Source organism: Bacillus sp. ISL-4 (assembly GCF_018613275.1).
In the GTDB taxonomy this organism is placed as follows: domain Bacteria; phylum Bacillota; class Bacilli; order Bacillales; family DSM-1321; genus Peribacillus; species Peribacillus simplex_E.
The window spans coordinates 27,545-42,898 of record NZ_JAGGQN010000014.1; the positions used below are offsets into that span (position 1 = coordinate 27,545).

18 protein-coding genes are annotated in these 15,354 nt (G+C 41.1%); 7 read left to right on the forward strand and 11 right to left on the reverse strand.

The features are described from left to right. Positions 1–230 precede the first annotated feature (230 nt). Positions 231–1,856, forward strand: coding sequence for a M4 family metallopeptidase (locus tag J7J00_RS12690; RefSeq protein WP_214791091.1), 1,626 nt, complete (start codon positions 231–233; stop codon positions 1,854–1,856). A 286-nt stretch (positions 1,857–2,142) separates the two neighbouring features. Then, the gene (locus tag J7J00_RS12695; RefSeq protein WP_192206858.1) at positions 2,143–2,544 is read left to right on the forward strand and encodes an SET domain-containing protein; all 402 of its coding nucleotides are present in this window, start codon (positions 2,143–2,145) and stop codon (positions 2,542–2,544) included. 433 nt (positions 2,545–2,977) lie between these two features. Here J7J00_RS12695 and J7J00_RS12700 read toward each other — a convergent pair whose 3' ends face one another. Then, a complete protein-coding gene (locus J7J00_RS12700; protein WP_034310424.1) occupies positions 2,978–3,166 on the reverse strand; it encodes a hypothetical protein in 189 nt (62 codons plus the stop codon). A gap of 91 nt (positions 3,167–3,257) precedes the next feature. Then, complete coding sequence (gene nagZ / locus J7J00_RS12705; protein ID WP_214791092.1) at positions 3,258–4,493, reverse strand: beta-N-acetylhexosaminidase; 1,236 nt, start codon at positions 4,491–4,493, stop codon at positions 3,258–3,260. 181 nt (positions 4,494–4,674) lie between these two features. Between nagZ and J7J00_RS12710 the strand changes: the two genes are divergently transcribed. Continuing rightward, the gene (locus J7J00_RS12710) at positions 4,675–5,028 is read left to right on the forward strand and encodes a hypothetical protein (protein WP_214791093.1); all 354 of its coding nucleotides are present in this window, start codon (positions 4,675–4,677) and stop codon (positions 5,026–5,028) included. A 61-nt stretch (positions 5,029–5,089) separates the two neighbouring features. On the opposite strand, the gene J7J00_RS12715 is transcribed toward J7J00_RS12710, so the two are convergent. Beyond that, entirely contained in the window at positions 5,090–5,872 is a 783-nt protein-coding gene (locus J7J00_RS12715; protein ID WP_214791094.1) for a TrmB family transcriptional regulator, read from the reverse strand. A gap of 216 nt (positions 5,873–6,088) precedes the next feature. Here J7J00_RS12715 and J7J00_RS12720 point away from each other — a divergent pair, with 216 nt between their 5' ends. Further along, a complete protein-coding gene (locus tag J7J00_RS12720; protein ID WP_214791095.1) occupies positions 6,089–6,859 on the forward strand; it encodes a sulfite exporter TauE/SafE family protein in 771 nt (256 codons plus the stop codon). Between the two features lie 109 nt (positions 6,860–6,968). Further along, positions 6,969–7,907, forward strand: a complete 939-nt coding sequence (locus J7J00_RS12725) for an oxidoreductase (RefSeq protein WP_214791096.1) — start codon at positions 6,969–6,971, stop codon at positions 7,905–7,907. A gap of 78 nt (positions 7,908–7,985) precedes the next feature. Here the strand turns inward: J7J00_RS12725 and J7J00_RS12730 are convergent, their stop codons facing one another. Continuing rightward, positions 7,986–8,426: a peptidylprolyl isomerase gene (locus tag J7J00_RS12730; RefSeq protein WP_057219229.1), complete on the reverse strand. Its 441-nt coding sequence runs from the start codon at positions 8,424–8,426 to the stop codon at positions 7,986–7,988. Between the two features lie 162 nt (positions 8,427–8,588). Between J7J00_RS12730 and J7J00_RS12735 the strand changes: the two genes are divergently transcribed. Beyond that, positions 8,589–9,581, forward strand: coding sequence for an NADPH:quinone oxidoreductase family protein (locus tag J7J00_RS12735; protein ID WP_214791097.1), 993 nt, complete (start codon positions 8,589–8,591; stop codon positions 9,579–9,581). A gap of 37 nt (positions 9,582–9,618) precedes the next feature. Here the strand turns inward: J7J00_RS12735 and J7J00_RS12740 are convergent, their stop codons facing one another. From J7J00_RS12740 to J7J00_RS12750, 3 genes are all read right to left on the reverse strand, one after another. Further along, positions 9,619–11,085 carry a PAS domain-containing sensor histidine kinase gene (locus J7J00_RS12740; protein ID WP_214791098.1) on the reverse strand — a complete coding sequence of 489 codons (1,467 nt, stop codon included), beginning with the start codon at positions 11,083–11,085 and terminating at the stop codon, positions 9,619–9,621. A 146-nt stretch (positions 11,086–11,231) separates the two neighbouring features. After that, positions 11,232–11,660, reverse strand: a complete 429-nt coding sequence (locus tag J7J00_RS12745; protein WP_214791099.1) for a cell wall hydrolase — start codon at positions 11,658–11,660, stop codon at positions 11,232–11,234. Positions 11,661–11,881: 221 nt separating this feature from the next. Continuing rightward, positions 11,882–12,151 (reverse strand): DUF1292 domain-containing protein, encoded by a 270-nt coding sequence (locus J7J00_RS12750; RefSeq protein ID WP_034310405.1) that lies wholly within the window; start codon positions 12,149–12,151, stop codon positions 11,882–11,884. A 330-nt stretch (positions 12,152–12,481) separates the two neighbouring features. Between J7J00_RS12750 and J7J00_RS12755 the strand changes: the two genes are divergently transcribed. Further along, on the forward strand, positions 12,482–12,862 hold the full coding sequence (locus tag J7J00_RS12755) for a VOC family protein (RefSeq protein ID WP_214791443.1): 381 nt from the start codon (positions 12,482–12,484) through the stop codon (positions 12,860–12,862). Positions 12,863–13,057: 195 nt separating this feature from the next. Here the strand turns inward: J7J00_RS12755 and rpsN are convergent, their stop codons facing one another. From rpsN to J7J00_RS12775, 4 genes are all read right to left on the reverse strand, one after another. Beyond that, on the reverse strand, positions 13,058–13,327 hold the full coding sequence (rpsN, locus tag J7J00_RS12760; RefSeq protein ID WP_214791100.1) for a 30S ribosomal protein S14: 270 nt from the start codon (positions 13,325–13,327) through the stop codon (positions 13,058–13,060). Between the two features lie 45 nt (positions 13,328–13,372). After that, entirely contained in the window at positions 13,373–13,525 is a 153-nt protein-coding gene (locus J7J00_RS12765; protein WP_214791102.1) for a hypothetical protein, read from the reverse strand. Positions 13,526–13,609: 84 nt separating this feature from the next. After that, the gene (gene rpmG / locus J7J00_RS12770) at positions 13,610–13,759 is read right to left on the reverse strand and encodes a 50S ribosomal protein L33 (protein ID WP_053348792.1); all 150 of its coding nucleotides are present in this window, start codon (positions 13,757–13,759) and stop codon (positions 13,610–13,612) included. A gap of 22 nt (positions 13,760–13,781) precedes the next feature. Further along, on the reverse strand, positions 13,782–14,975 hold the full coding sequence (locus tag J7J00_RS12775; protein WP_214791104.1) for a GTP-binding protein: 1,194 nt from the start codon (positions 14,973–14,975) through the stop codon (positions 13,782–13,784). Positions 14,976–15,354 lie beyond the last annotated feature (379 nt).

Here is a 15,354-nt window from a genome sequence, read left to right on the forward strand (position 1 = left end):
CACATTTTTTTGCACATTATGCCATGTTTTTTTGCACTTTTATTCATTTGGTTCAATTTAAATACATTCCAAATATTACTAAAAGAATATATTCAGAGAATATTTCTATCAAAATACATTTTTCTCCATTTTATTCCTTTAAATGTCATATTTTTTGCGAGTTTTCTCCATTTGTAAATAATATGAAACGATGTAAAAATGAGGTTATTCTCATGAAGGAGTTGAGTGTTATGAAAGGTAAGGTATTTTTAGGAACTGCACTATCTCTCGGTCTATTATTTTCTGCCATTCCCCATCAAGAAGCTTTAGCGGCAAAAAATGTGTTGAGTGTTGAAAAGTACAATAAGCATAAGGATTCGCTAGAATTCAAGTCTGGGAAACTTACGGACCCATCAAAGCAAACTGCAGAAGATATCATTCTTACCTTTTTTGATGAAAACAAAAAGTCTTACAAGCTAGAAAAACAAAAGGCGAAAGACTCCTTCACGATCCAGAAAGAAAGCAAGGATGAACTAGGCAATACCGTCCTTAAATTGCAACAAACCTATAAAGGCGTACCTGTATGGAATTCCACACAAGCAGTATTGATTGACAATAAAGGTGTATTGACGGTCGTATCCGGTACGGTTGAAGCCAATCTAAACACGAAATTAGGGAAAAAGGCTAAAAAAGGCATCAGTAAATCCGAAGCTATCAAAATAGCTGAAGCGGATCTTGGGTTCACTCCTGCCTACGAACAATCACCTGAATCTGACCTATATGTATACGCAAATGAAGGCAAGGCCGATTATGTATATAAAGTCAATTTGAAATTCTTAAGTCCTGAACCAGGAAATCATAATTATTTCATATCAGTCAAAACAGGTGAAATCCTGAATAAATTTAATACACTAGATGAAGTGACGGGGACCAATTCCGTCGGAACGGGCACCGGGGTCTTAAACAATACCGTGTCATTGAACACTACCTTATCCAGCGGCCGATACTATTTACAGGACAATACACGCGGTAAAGGCATCTACACTTATAATGCCAATAACCGTTCAAAATTGCCTGGTACACTCTTTTCCAACACGACAAATGCTTTCACTACTTCTACCGATAAAGCTGCGGTTGATGCCCATTATTATGCAGGTAAAACCTATGATTATTATAAATCCACATTTGGACGGAACTCTTATGATGGAAATGGAACCATCCTGAAATCAACCGTTCATTATGGCTCAAGATACAATAATGCATTCTGGGATGGCACCCAAATGGTTTACGGTGATGGAGATGGCACGACGTTCATCCCATTGTCCGGCGGTCTGGATGTCGTTGCACATGAACTGACGCATGCCGTGACTTCCTCGGAATCGAACCTTACCTATCAGAATGAATCCGGTGCTTTAAATGAAGCGATTTCTGATATATTTGGCACCGTCGTCGAATTCAAGAACCAAAGTGCCAAAGCCGATTATTTGGTCGGAGAAGATATTTACACACCTAACATTTCCGGTGATGCACTCCGTTCAATGGCTAATCCTACATTGAATGGTGACCCTGACCATTATTCGAACCGCTATACGGGAACGGGTGATAACGGCGGAGTCCACACGAACAGCGGAATCATCAATAAGGCGGCCTATTTGATTTCTGCAGGCGGAACTCACCATGGCGTGAGCGTATCCGGGATTGGCATCGATAAACTGGGAACCATCTTTTACCGGGCAAACACGATTTATTTAACTTCCTCGTCGACATTTTCACAAGCCAGGGCAGCAGTCGTACAAGCAGCCTCTGATTTATACGGTTCTAGCAGTGCAGAAGTCACAGCTGTCAAAAATGCCTTTTCAGCTGTCGGTGTGAATTAAGGGATTTACCTATATGACCGGCACCTCCCTAGCTTCACTTCTAGCGGAGGTGTTTTTTTTATTGTAATGGATAAACGGGGCCATCCCGATTATTTCAGCCGTTCGCTACCTTTTTTCGTCCTTCATGTGAAGAATTCCGTCCTACGGTACCGGTAGAGCCGCAATAAAAAACAATCGTGCCGTTTGCTAAAATTGATTAATTCCGTAAAATAGTTGCTTTTCTTCTTATTAACTGTCAAGCTTAGATGATCTGGACTATATTGAATAGAACAAGTAGGTGACGAACATGATTGAAGTTAAAACTTCCACACTCAGTGATGGTGAGTTCAATAGAGGCGTATTCGCAACACGAGACATTAAAAAAGGTGAGCTTTTGCATGAGGCACCTGTCATTGCTTATCCGAACGAGGAGCATGTTTTCATAGAGAAGACATTGCTGGCTGATTATGCGTTTGAATATGGAATTAACCATACTGCCATGCTTTTAGGCTATGGCATGCTGTTTAATCATTCTTATACACCCAACGCAACGTATGACATAAACTTCAAGAATCATACGTTTGATTTCTTTGCTTACACCGACATAAAAGCAGGAGAAGAAATCCTGATTAATTATAATGGTGAAGTCGATAATGAGGACCCGCTTTGGTTCAATAAAGAAGATGACGGTGAAGATGAAGCTGAATGATCATTGACCATTCATGAAAGCACTTGTACTTTTGAAAAACCCTTCCAAGGTTTTCGAAAGAAACGGGTGCTTTTCCTTTTTCCTTTTACCGGCTTGATGAATTCACTGCTGGGTTTTAATCGTTCACCAAAAGGATGTTAAGCAATTAAAAAAGCCCCATTAAGAACTACTTAATGGGGACAGCTTGACGACAAAAGAAAGTTCGAGACGCTCTCACCCCGAACCATGATTTTCTTATACGAATGAACCCTCTAAGATTGAAGAAATGTGCGACACAGACGCTTGCTTTGATGATGCTTGGCAGACAGTCGGCGGAACGGGAGCGGATTTCTTCAATCAACTGGATCTTTTTTAAGAAAAAAATGACTGTAAACTAGTTCTTCACTAATTTACAGTCAGGCCCCATTAAAACGTTTAATGGGGTTATTCCACCTTAACGTACGGATGGGTTACTTGATTTAGTTTTGGTTATTGATTGGAATTGGCTCTTAACCTTATCAATGGTTTCCGGTGTGGCTAGGGACCTTATTTGACTCATGGTTTTTTCACGGGTTTTCTTATTGCGCATTAAAAATGCGGCTGCTCCTATCAGGACGGTTCCAAGCATTTTGTTTGATGGCATGTTAGTTTCCTCCTTCAAGTTAGTCATATATAGTATTCCCTCTATTAGCTGATTTAAACAAAAGCATCCTTTTGAGAGAGTGGTTTCGCTTTTATTCATCATCGCCCAGGCTTTCGATATACTTTATGCTTTCGGGATTTCTCACCACTTTTTCAGCTTGATCCGGGTCAGCTTTCGTTTGCTTCATATTGAAAAGTTTATATGTCAGCACTCTTTTCACTGACTCGTTAATTCTATCGATTGGAACTTCCCCTGCTTTCACTGCTTGGAGTAATCCGTTATATACTTCAAGCTCATGGGAATATTCATGACAGACAAGTAATAAATCAGCTCCTGCAAGGATTGCCTGCTTCCCCATCTCTTCATAGGAGTAATACTTGTTCACAGCACCCATTTCCAAATCGTCGGTAACGACAAGTCCTTCATATTTGAGTTTCCCACGAAGCAGGTCTTCTATGATGATTTTAGAAAGGCTTGCTGGTTTTTCTTTATCATAGGCTGGATATTTAATATGGGTCACCATCACGAAAAACTTTTGGTTATCCATTTCACTTATGATTTTCTTGAAAGGATAAATATCTGAATTTTCCAGATCAAGTTTGTTTGCCTCCACGGAGGATGTTTCGACATGCGGATCGATTTCGCTGCGTCCGTTTCCAGGAAAGTGCTTCAATGCACTCGTTATCGATACATCGTTCAAGCCTTGAATGGCTTTCTTTCCGTATTGATAGACCTTTTCGGGATCTTTCCCAAATGAACGTTTATCCGTTTGCGATAGATCTAGTACAGGGGCGAAATTAATGTTAATACCCATGGATCCAAGTTCTGTTCCATTCAATTTGGCCACCTTGTATACTTCTTCAATAGAGGCATTTTTCCCAAGATCCTGTTGAGCAGGGAGTGGCGAAACCCTTTCCTTCATCCTGATGATGTCCCCGCCTTCCTGATCGATGGCCACCATCAACGGAAGCGAATGTGTACTTTGATTGGCCGTTTGCTGAAGCGAATTGGATAACCTGGCCACTTGTTTAGGTGATTTCATATTCCGGACAAAATAAATGACGCCTCCTATATGTTTTTGTTCGATAAGCTCCGTAATTTCATTGCCCTTTTCAGTTCCCTTGAAACCGACCATCATAAGCTGCCCGATTTTTTCTTCAAGCGTCATTTTTTTCAGCAATTGTTCTATTTTCTCATGACTATCCGCTTCGGCGTCTTTCCCTTTTTCCGCTCTGGAATTCCCATTGATATTCAACTGAATGAACAATATTGAAAAAGCGAGGATTGCGATGAAAAGCAGGCCTATATAAATTTTTTTATTCTTCATGCTTTAACCTTCATTGACATTTTCTCTGTCCTTCCTTGATTGCCCATTTTGATTTCGTTGCACACTTCTTAATCATGTTCATAAAGTGACAATTCTATATCATCAATGCGTATTTTTTTGCATAAAGCATTTGCCACGCACCATACTACAAACATAGTCTAATCAAAAGGAGATGCCCCCCATGAACGGAATGTTGAAGAATCTTGCCGTCACCTTCAGTCATGCAGTCGATTATGCAAAAGAAAAAATAACAGCCTTTACAGGAACAACCCCTGTTACGATAGCGGAATTGAGTGAGCACATCATCAATCAGCCTGAAACAAAACTAATCAGGAAAAACCTTTTAGGGATACCTTTTTCTTTTTATCATTTACAAAAAGAAGACGTTACGTACTATTTGGAAATGAAAAGCGCACAGGTTCTCCAGTTGGATGTTCAAGCGCATAATCATCCGATTGTGTCTTACAGGTCTTATCGAGATAAATCCAGCTTGCCCACAGCCATCAGATTTCCTAAAACCCTTTTATCCGAATGATTCTGGTACAAAAATAAAAAAGCTGATATCCCCTTCAAGGGGGTTATCAGCTTTTTTTAATCTATAGGGAGAAAAACCGGTCTCTTTCACTTGAAATCCATTTCTCGGTATCTTCTTCATCCTTTTTAACCAAGCGGTTAACGAGGATATCATGCCAAATGTAATTTTCGAGAAAATTGATATGAATGGGATCATCTGTGTAAAACGCCGTTTCTCTCATTTCCGGAGAAGGGCCGTAAATCGTCTCCTTGCCATCGATGGATAAGATGAACCATTTGTTTTCTCCGATATTTTCCACATAGCTTGTTTTGCGATGTATATCTATACCTGATAATGGATTTTCAACCTGAAATGCAATCCCCTTGAGAATGCAATGCGCAGCAATCCCTTTTAGCTCTTGTTCAAGTTTTCCATACATCTCGTCCCATAAGGAAACCACCACCCTTTTCTCGGCTTTTTGAATCAAAGTACGGCAAAAGGAAAGGATGTGCCCTTCACCCTTAAGCGTCATTACACGATTGTCGGACATCGGTTCGATTTTCTCGAATTGTTTCAGTGTATGGCTGATGGATTGATAGGTATCGTTCCATTTTGATTGGACAGATTCCAGAAACACATCGACTGGTAGCGGTGAATATTGTATCGATTCATTGATTTCCTCTTTTAAGACGATTCCTTCTTCTTGCAGTCCATTTAATATTTCATAGATGCGGGCCCTCGGAATTCCTGATTCCTTGCTTACTTGATAGGCACTGGTTGGACCTTGGCGAACCAAAGAAACATAAGCCTTTGCTTCATATTGACTAAACCCGAGAGACTGTAGTTTTTGAATGATATCTTGCATAGTACCTCCTAGTGCTTTTAGTAAGTTATATGCCTATCATACCAAATCTCTTATCGAAATCTATTCGATTTCAAATGGTATGACTCATAATGTTCTTATTTACAGAACGGCTTTTATTAGTTACTATCTAAATAGTGACTAAGTGAAAAACTTGGGTTATGGCTTTGGCAAAACAAGCATTTCAGCCATAATGCCATTGATACGGAGGCTTCTTGGATGGAAGATATACAAATTTCAACACTCTTGCTGCTGCTGTTTTTCGGATTTTTGGCAGCATTCATTGATTCTGTGGTAGGCGGCGGGGGCCTGATTTCCATACCCGCTTTATTATTTTCAGGACTTCCCCCTTCTCAAGCTATCGCAACGAATAAGCTAGCAAGTTCCATGGGGTCTTTAACAAGTACCATTGCCTTCATTCGCTCAGGCAAGGTTGATTTTCGATTGGTTTCCAAACTTTTCCCACTGATTTTCATAGGTTCCCTGCTAGGCGCTTGGGTTGTTAATTTCGTCTCGCCTGAATTATTAAAGCCAATGATCTTGGTTCTATTAATAGCTATTGCCATTTATACCTTTTTTAAAAAGGACTGGGGACAGAAATCAACTTACCATAAACTCACATGGCAAAAGGCTGCACTATTTACGTTCGCTATATTTGCCATTGGTTTTTATGATGGGTTTTTGGGCGCTGGAACGGGATCTTTCATTCTGTTTGCCTTTTTAATGATTGGCTTTGATTTTTTGCACTCTGCAGGAAATGCAAAATTTTTGAACTTCGGAAGCAATCTGGCAGCACTGATCATGTTCATATTCCTTGATACCGTCAACTTTTCCTATGGAATACCGATGGGGATCTCCATGATAGCAGGTGCATTGGCCGGATCTAAATTCGCCATTAAGAAGGGAGTGGCATATGTAAGGGTATTATTTATCATAGTAACCGTCATTCTGATCTTGAAAAATATAATCGATTATTTAATGCGCGGCTAATTTTTTTTAAAAAAATAGAATACAGCACTATGTTCCCGCCACAGAATGTGACATATGGGAATTATTTGGGTATATGATAGGTATAGACTGTGTCGGAAGGTGTGATTGGATGATTGAAAAGTGGAATGGCGAAGAAATGGCAGATGTATCGGGGCAAACCATTGTGATTACTGGTGCAAATAGTGGAATTGGCTTCGAAACGGCTTTTGCACTGGCCGGTAAGGGGGCAGAGATCATCCTTGCAGTCCGGAATGCTTCAAAGGGGGAAAAGGCAGTCGATAGAATCTTATCGGTCCATCCTAAGGCAAATGTACACGTGATGCAGCTGGATTTAAGTGATTTAAGCAGTATTCAGCTTTTTGCTGATTCCTTTCAGGAAAACTATGACTCTCTATCCGTCCTCATCAATAACGCAGGTGTGATGATTCCGCCATACAGTAAGACGAAAGATGGTTTCGAGCTGCAATTCGGCAGCAATCATCTCGGTCATTTTGCTTTGACAGGACTCCTTCTTCCGCGTATCCTTTCCACGCCAAAATCTCGTGTGGTCACATTGAGCAGCTTGGCCGCCATCAATGGATTTATAGACTTCCAAAACCTAAATGGTGAAAACGGTTATAAACCAATGAAATACTATGGGCAAAGCAAGCTGGCCAATCTGCTCTTCGCCCGCGAATTACAGAATAAATTCAACCAGCATGATGCAAACCCGATTAGCATTGCCTGTCATCCGGGCCTTTCCCATACTAATCTCATGTCTCGCGGATCTGGCAAACCCATAAATAGATTCGTGCATTTTCTTTCGAAAACCATCACCCAGCCGGCGAGTATGGGAGCATTGCCTACCCTTTATGCCGCAACGGAACCTACATTAACAGGCGGGGAGTATATCGGACCCGATGGAAAGAAGAGCAGAAAAGGCTTTCCGAGAAAAGACGATATCATCGATTCCTTATATAATGAAGAAATTTCGAAAAGATTATGGGGTATTTCAGAAACCTTGACAGAGGTCAAATATCGTTTCACTGAAAGCATGACGCCAAAATGACTCAATCATTCCCCTGTTTTCGCTCATGAACAGTGCAAAAAGAAAGAGGGAGCATAATGCCCCCTCTTTTCGCTTTCATCATTCAGCGTCAAAAACTTCGACTTTCTCCATTTTGTCGCCATTTTTCATAGCTTTAGCTGTTTCAAGACCAGATGTCACTTTACCGAATACCGTGTGGACACCGTTAAGATGTGGTTGCGGTGCATGAACGATAAAGAATTGGCTTGAGCCAGTATCTTTTCCAGCATGTGCCATCGATAGGCTGCCTGCTTCATGCTTATGAGGATTCCCTACTGTTTCACACTTGATTTGTGTGCCGCTTCCGCCTGCACCTGTACCTGTTGGATCTCCGCCTTGGCTTACGAAACCAGGGATGACACGGTGAAAGACTACACCATTATAAAAACCTGTGTTTGCTAAGTTTTCGAAGTTAGCCACTGTGTTCGGTGCTTCGTTCGGGAAAAGGTCGAATTCGATCTTTTCTCCATTTGCCATAAGTATGTATCCTTTTTTAGCCATGTAAAACATCTCCTTTAATATGAACTGAATCAAATCTAATAGTACCATTTTTAGAAGCAGAAAGAAAAGCAAGCACTACTTATTTCGAATTGTATCATTATACATTCCTATATTTTTTCTTTTATAATGGGATAGATTCATTATTATAAGGGGGAACGAACCATGATACAGCAATTTGATGCATTAGTCGTGAACAAGCAAGATGATCAATTCACCGTTAACATTCAGCAACTATCACTTGATGATCTGCCTCAAGGGGAAGTGCTCATCCGTGTTCATTATTCCGGTGTGAACTATAAAGATAGCCTTGCAGCAATTCCAAATGGAAACATTGTCAGCAGCTATCCGATTGTTCCGGGAATTGACATGGCCGGTGTTGTCGTTTCATCTGAGGATTCCCGCTTTAAAGAAGGAGACGAAGTCATTGCGACCTCCTACGGGATTGGCGTTTCCCAATCAGGGGGCTATAGTCAATTCGCCCGCGTTCCTGCAGAGTGGATCGTCCCGCTTCCTGATGGCCTTACAATGAAAGAGGCGATGATCATCGGAACAGCCGGTTTCACTGCAGCCTTATCGGTTCTGAGACTGGAAGAAAATAACCTCACCCCTGAGCAAGGGAGCGTTCTCGTCACTGGTGCAACTGGCGGGGTCGGCAGTTTCGCAGTCTCGATCCTTTCCAAACTTGGCTATTCCGTTGAGGCGAGTACAGGAAAAGATTCGGAACATGGATACTTGAAGGAAATCGGCGCGGCGACCATTGTATCGCGTGAAGATGTATATGATGGCAAGCTGCGGGCACTGGGCAAACAGAAGTGGAGCGGGGCGGTAGATCCCGTCGGCGGTGAACCGTTAGCTTCAGTCCTTAGCCAAATCAAGTATGGCGGAGCTGTGGCGGTCAGTGGATTGACAGCTGGTACAAGCCTTCCAGCCACCGTCTTTCCATTCATCCTAAGAGGGGTTAATCTACTTGGGATCGATTCGGTCAATTGCCCGATGGATACAAGATTGAAAGTTTGGCATCGCCTTGCCACCGACTTTAAACTCGAGCAATTAGAACAGCTCATTCAACAGGAAATTACACTTGAGGAATTGCCTAACGTCCTTCCTACCCTATTAAAAGGGGAAGCAAGAGGCAGGACGATCGTTAAGCTATAAACAAAAAAAGTGACGAGAGCATGGCTTCTCGTCACTTTCATTGTGAACTTTCATTGATGGGAAGACTGATATCTACAATCGTCCCTTCTCCCACTTCGCTGCTGAAATGAATTTCCCCATTATGCTCATGGATGATCTTAGTACTGACCATGAGCCCAAACCCCGTTCCTTTTTCAGAGGTGCTATAAAAAGGCTGCCCTAGGTGCTCCATGCGCTCATTTGAGATTCCGCAGCCTGAATCAATGAATCGGATCATCGCAGAGTCTCCTCCATGGTGTAACTGTATATGAAGTTTGCCGCCATTCGGCATGGCTTCTATCGCATTATTGACGACATTCGTGAATACTTGTTTTAACTGATTCGGTTCTCCAAAGACAGATGCCGAATCCGTATTATATTCCTTGGTGATTTCAACATCATTCAATATCGCTTGTAACTCGGCTAACGTAATCACACTATCCAATATATCGTTAAGCTGGATGTATTCACAAGCCTTCGCTTCAGGCTCTGCTAAACTTAAAAATTCATTGGCCAGGGTTTCGATTTTTTCCACTTCACTGACCGTCATTTCAAGATAGTCCTTTTGCTCAGGATTTTCCCTTAATAATTGTAAAAATCCTTTGACCGTAGTTAATGGATTTCTTAATTCATGCGCGATACCCGCAGCCATCTGTCCTACCGCTGATAACATATTGGATTTACAGAGCAGCTCATCTGTCTTTTTACGCTCCGTAATATCCCTGCAGAATACCTGTATGGCCGGTTGACCTTTATAAATAATCGGAAGACCGAGTGTTTCTCCATAAAATACTTGTCCGTCAAGTCGAATGAACTTTTGTTCCAGTAAACCAACCGCCTGATGATCATCTCTCATGATATCGATTCTTCTTTGTACACTTTCCCGGGACTCCAGGTGAACGAACTGAAAAACCGATTTACCGATAATATCTTCCACACTATCCATCCCAAGCATTTTTGCCCCCATGGGATTCATATACTCGATGATCCCATTGCGATGTACAAAAATCGCTTCAGGTGAAACCTCCACTAAACTGCGATACCTTTGCTCACTTTCCTTCAAGGCAGCTTCAGCAAGTTTTTGATTCGTGATATCCCGATAAACGAAAACCAGGGCGCACGGCTCATTTTCATCATCCCGAATATTGAAAAGGGAGATGCTTACATCGATTAACTGGCCATCCTTCCTTAACCTGACCGTTTCAAAGCCTTTCTTTTGTACCCCTGCCTTAATCTGGTCATGCAATTCATTGACTGATTCCTTCAAGAAATCAGGAATAATAGGAAACGGCATGCCAATGAGCTCATCATTCGTCCAACCGAAAAACTCTTCAAAAGCTGCATTCACTTGAAGGGTCTTTCCTTCCAGATCAACAATGGAAATGGCGTCCGGGTTATTCTCCATGAAAGATTTAAATTTCTCGGTATTATCCTCCGGCTGTATTCCCATTTGCCCTTGTCCATAATTAATAAGCCTTTTACTCATCAATTTTTTATTCCTTTCTTATCCGGAAATTTACAGTCTCAATTTTACAGTATCAGTAAATCATTTGCCAGTTTTATCATATGATTTTTCCTAGTTAAAGACAGATGCACAAAGAGGCCAAACCTCCATAAGGTTCAGCCTCCTCCTTAAAATGTATTATAAATGTTCGGACATTCTGTACCTGTTGGTTCATAAAAGCAATGAAGCTTGAAACGCCCAACCAGGGGCTGATTATACCAGGTTTCCGGACAATCTCCCGGTGGCCTGAAGTACCATAGGCTAAATTTAGAGGGCCATAGCCTTTCACCACTTACACTCCGGCGCGCAAGCCTTTTTTCCCTATCTCTAGCCCGCTGATAAAAATACCCCTTCTGTACAGCTTCAAAGGCATGCTCCTGATAAATCATATCTGGAATCGTCCTCAACCCTTTGAAATCGGAACAATTCGACCTGATCCGATTGACCCCTACATTACCGATCATCAACATGCCTTGATCACCTTCACCCTCGCCTTCCGCCCTAAGCAATCTTGCCAATAAGGCAATATCGGCATCAGTGTGCTTAACAACGGCCATCCCATCACCTCCACTTTTTTATCCTATGCCTAGGTGATGGAAAAATACTCCGTTTATTAACAAAATCTTCATATATAGTACACGTCCTATCAATAATACAACCCTATACTTAAGTAAGGCTGGATAGCACGCGTGGCTATCATGGTATTTGGCGAAGGCGGGGCCGATACTTTCTTTATACATAAAAAAAGGCGACACACAATGTGCCGTCTTTTATCTTGTCATTCTTTTGCTTCAAATGCCGCTTCAAACGCCAATGATACCTTTTCGAACTCTTCATCCGATTCGATATCGAGCAGTTCACCTTCGCCTTCGACCCTGAAAAAGAAAATATCGATATCTTCATCTGTATCCTCTTCAATATCTTCAAGCAAACCTACTGCTACATATTCCGTTCCTTCTACATCCAATGATCCTAAAACCTCAACTTCATGGCCCTCATCACTGTCATCAGTAAGGGTGAAAACTTCACCTTCACGAATTTTTCCCATACTACCTCTCCTTTCATATCCATTAATAATGGAGTTGTTTCAATAAGTATATCGACTATTCCATTTAGAAACAAATTTTTGCCCTGGAAAATGCTGAATTTCATTCTTTCCAAGAATAGAATCTATCAAGAAAAATTATGGAAGAAAAATTTTATAACATAAACCATTTATCATTTTTTCATTATTTGTTAATATTTCCCCTATATTAACATCATTTAAAAAATTATCTAAAAACGGCTATAAAAGTGTAATTTAATTCCGAATAATCTTATATATACTAATATTAGCATTTTGCATCTGGATATAATGAAGGAGGAAAATTTCTTGGCTATGAAAAGGGTCGATCACATTGGCGTCGTTGTAAAAGATCTTGAAAAATCCATCGCCTTTTATCAAGATGTGCTGGATTTAAAATTAAAAGCACGCATGACTCATACTAATGGGGTAATCGAACTGGCATTCCTAGGTTACGAAGAGTCGGAAGAAACAGAAATAGAATTGATTCAGGGATATAGCGACACACTGCCATCCGAAGCAACGATCCACCATTTTGCCATTACCGTGGATGATATCGAAGAAGAATATGCCCGGATCAAAAGCTTGGATAACACTGAGCTGATTGATGAAGAGATAGTCACCCTTCCAAATGGCTATCGCTATTTCTACGTATATGGCCCGGAAAAAGAGTGGATTGAATTTTTCCAAAGGTAAAAAGCAGAGTCTTAGAGACTTCTGCTTTTTTAACGTTCACTCTACAAGCCGCTTCGTCAATGTTCAACAAAATCTACAGGTAAAAACCCTTTATTTACCAGTAACCTTGTTTAACTTAGGCTCCTTTTCTGATGAATGATTTCCATAAAAAGTGAATGAAAGAAAGACTATTAAATCACCTTTCACCTCCCCGCTTCACCAGCTTGACTTTTTGACACCCGGCAGCTGCCCTTTATGGGCAAGCTCCCTAAAAACGATACGTGACATGTTGAATTTGCGCATATATCCACGGGGCCTCCCCGTTACTCCACAACGATTGTGGACCCTTGTCGGCGAGGAATCACGCGGGAGTTTGGCCAATGCGGCATAATCCTCTTTCTCCTTCAATTCCTTTCTAAGTTGTGCATACTTTTCGACCATTGCAAGCTGTTTTTCCGCTTTTATCACCTTGGATTTTTTCGCCATTTATATTCTCCTTTTTAAAGATCTTTTTTTTATAGATTCTATAAACTATTCACAATTCGTTCCGCTGTCTGTCTTGCTCCCGATATATTCCTCGATATCGGGAGCATGTTCACCAATTGTATGGATGGAGAACGTAAATATGGCATGAAATGAATTCCGTACAATGCAGCCATCGTCATACTTGAATGTCTCCGCCAATAATGATCCATTCCAACATGAACTTCCCGCCTTTTACATCCATCTCTTTAATAAAACATAATCATTACGATTTAAACCTCAAAATTACTTCGTTTCACGGTGTAGCGTGTGTTTCTTTAATCGCGGGCAGTACTTTTTCAATTCGATCCTGTCCGGGTTATTCCGCTTGTTTTTCGTCGTGATATAATTTCGGTCCCCTGTTTCTGTGCATGCTAAAGTAATGTTTACTCTCATTTTTGTTTCCTCCTAAAGTTTTTTAATGAACGATTTCCGTAAATGCAGGCAATCGATCTTCATACAGAGACCAATCCTGCTGCAACTCGATTTCCGTCAATAAGCATTGATCTAATTCAGTTTCGATTTCCTGTTGATTCATTTGAATGCCAATCATCACCAGCTCCGTCATCCTGTCACCGTATACTGCATTCCACCGTTCCAATAATTCAGGCGCTTCCTTTAAAATTCGGCGCTGTTCTTCCTCAGGGTATGCTGCAATCCATTTACCGGCTGCTTGTAAAGTTAATGACGGTCCTGCCTGCGATAGCAAGCCTGCCGTGTCATTTCTCGATGCCAGCCAAAGGAAGCCCTTTGCCCTCACCACTTGTACGGGCCAGTTTTCTAACCACTCCATTAGCCTCTCGGGATGAAAGGGTATTTTCCTTCTATAAACGAAGGAAGAAATCCCGTACTCCAGGGTCTCCGGAATATGCTCTTCATTCAATTCCTTTATCCAGCCAGCTCCTTGGCTCGCCTCTTCAAAATCAAATAAAAGGGTATTCAATACATCCTTTAGCGGCACTTTGGAATGGTTTGTTTCGATGATCCTCGCATCCGCATTCATTTTTTGAAGAACCGCTTTCAATTCCTCAACGGCTTCAGCATCAATTAAATCGATTTTATTCAACAGGATGACATTGGCGAACTCTATCTGATCTATTAATAGATCGACCACTTCCCTGCCATCCGCAGCATCAGTTGCCTGCATCCTGTCAATAAGTGTTTCTCCGGAAGTGAAGTCTTGCCAAAAGTTATACCCATCAACAACGGTGACCATCGTATCAAGCCGGCAATATTCCGCTAAATCAATTCCCATGCTTTCATCAACATAGGAGAAGGTTTGGGCTACAGGTACCGGTTCGCTTATCCCAGTCGATTCAATCACGATGTAATCAATGTCCCCTTGCTTCGCCAATTTCTCCACTTCAATCATTAAATCCTCACGAAGCGTACAGCAAATGCAGCCATTCTGCATTTCCACCAGTTTTTCATCCGTCCGGGTAAACCCTCCCTGTTTAACCAGAGAAGCATCAATATTGATTTCACTCATATCATTAACGATGACGGCAACCTTCAGATCATTCCGATTTTCAAGAATATGATTCAAAAGCGTCGTCTTTCCCGCACCAAGGTATCCACTCAATACCGTAACCGGAATTTTCTTCTTCTCCATCGCTTCCCACTCCTTTACCTGATACCTTCGCATAAATCAAAATCATTACGATTTAAATACCAAAGCTATCACTCATGTAAAAACACCCTTTAATAATAAAACGTAATCATTACTATTTGCAAGTTTTTTTCGAAATTACCCCCGAATACTTTTCCTGACAAATTTAATCACGATTGCTTCAATACTGCCTGCAGGGGAATCACGGATAAATGAAAGGTGCTGACATTCTTCATGAAATTAAAACAAAAATTAAATGGAAGCCCAATCACACATAACATCATGTGTAATGAACCTCCATTGAGTTTTATCAATTAATGTACTTTTGACAAGCTGCTGATCATCAACAGCGTTTCATTTTCCAATACATTTTTCTTTTTCT

What these genes read in the sequence shown, in the direction of transcription:
- J7J00_RS12725 (WP_214791096.1), top strand. Translation starts at nt 6,969, where the DNA reads ATGATTGAAAAGTGGAATGGCGAAGAAATGGCAGATGTATCGGGGCAA.
- J7J00_RS12775 (WP_214791104.1), bottom strand. Translation starts at nt 14,975, where the DNA reads ATGGAGAAGAAGAAAATTCCGGTTACGGTATTGAGTGGATACCTTGGT.
- nagZ (WP_214791092.1), bottom strand. Translation starts at nt 4,493, where the DNA reads ATGAAGAATAAAAAAATTTATATAGGCCTGCTTTTCATCGCAATCCTC.
- J7J00_RS12715 (WP_214791094.1), bottom strand. Translation starts at nt 5,872, where the DNA reads ATGCAAGATATCATTCAAAAACTACAGTCTCTCGGGTTTAGTCAATAT.
- J7J00_RS12745 (WP_214791099.1), bottom strand. Translation starts at nt 11,660, where the DNA reads ATGGCCGTTGTTAAGCACACTGATGCCGATATTGCCTTATTGGCAAGA.
- rpmG (WP_053348792.1), bottom strand. Translation starts at nt 13,759, where the DNA reads ATGAGAGTAAACATTACTTTAGCATGCACAGAAACAGGGGACCGAAAT.
- rpsN (WP_214791100.1), bottom strand. Translation starts at nt 13,327, where the DNA reads ATGGCGAAAAAATCCAAGGTGATAAAAGCGGAAAAACAGCTTGCAATG.
- J7J00_RS12755 (WP_214791443.1), top strand. Translation starts at nt 12,482, where the DNA reads ATGAAAAGGGTCGATCACATTGGCGTCGTTGTAAAAGATCTTGAAAAA.
- J7J00_RS12750 (WP_034310405.1), bottom strand. Translation starts at nt 12,151, where the DNA reads ATGGGAAAAATTCGTGAAGGTGAAGTTTTCACCCTTACTGATGACAGT.
- J7J00_RS12695 (WP_192206858.1), top strand. Translation starts at nt 2,143, where the DNA reads ATGATTGAAGTTAAAACTTCCACACTCAGTGATGGTGAGTTCAATAGA.
- J7J00_RS12690 (WP_214791091.1), top strand. Translation starts at nt 231, where the DNA reads ATGAAAGGTAAGGTATTTTTAGGAACTGCACTATCTCTCGGTCTATTA.
- J7J00_RS12735 (WP_214791097.1), top strand. Translation starts at nt 8,589, where the DNA reads ATGATACAGCAATTTGATGCATTAGTCGTGAACAAGCAAGATGATCAA.
- J7J00_RS12740 (WP_214791098.1), bottom strand. Translation starts at nt 11,085, where the DNA reads ATGAGTAAAAGGCTTATTAATTATGGACAAGGGCAAATGGGAATACAG.
- J7J00_RS12730 (WP_057219229.1), bottom strand. Translation starts at nt 8,426, where the DNA reads ATGGCTAAAAAAGGATACATACTTATGGCAAATGGAGAAAAGATCGAA.
- J7J00_RS12700 (WP_034310424.1), bottom strand. Translation starts at nt 3,166, where the DNA reads ATGCCATCAAACAAAATGCTTGGAACCGTCCTGATAGGAGCAGCCGCA.
- J7J00_RS12710 (WP_214791093.1), top strand. Translation starts at nt 4,675, where the DNA reads ATGAACGGAATGTTGAAGAATCTTGCCGTCACCTTCAGTCATGCAGTC.
- J7J00_RS12720 (WP_214791095.1), top strand. Translation starts at nt 6,089, where the DNA reads ATGGAAGATATACAAATTTCAACACTCTTGCTGCTGCTGTTTTTCGGA.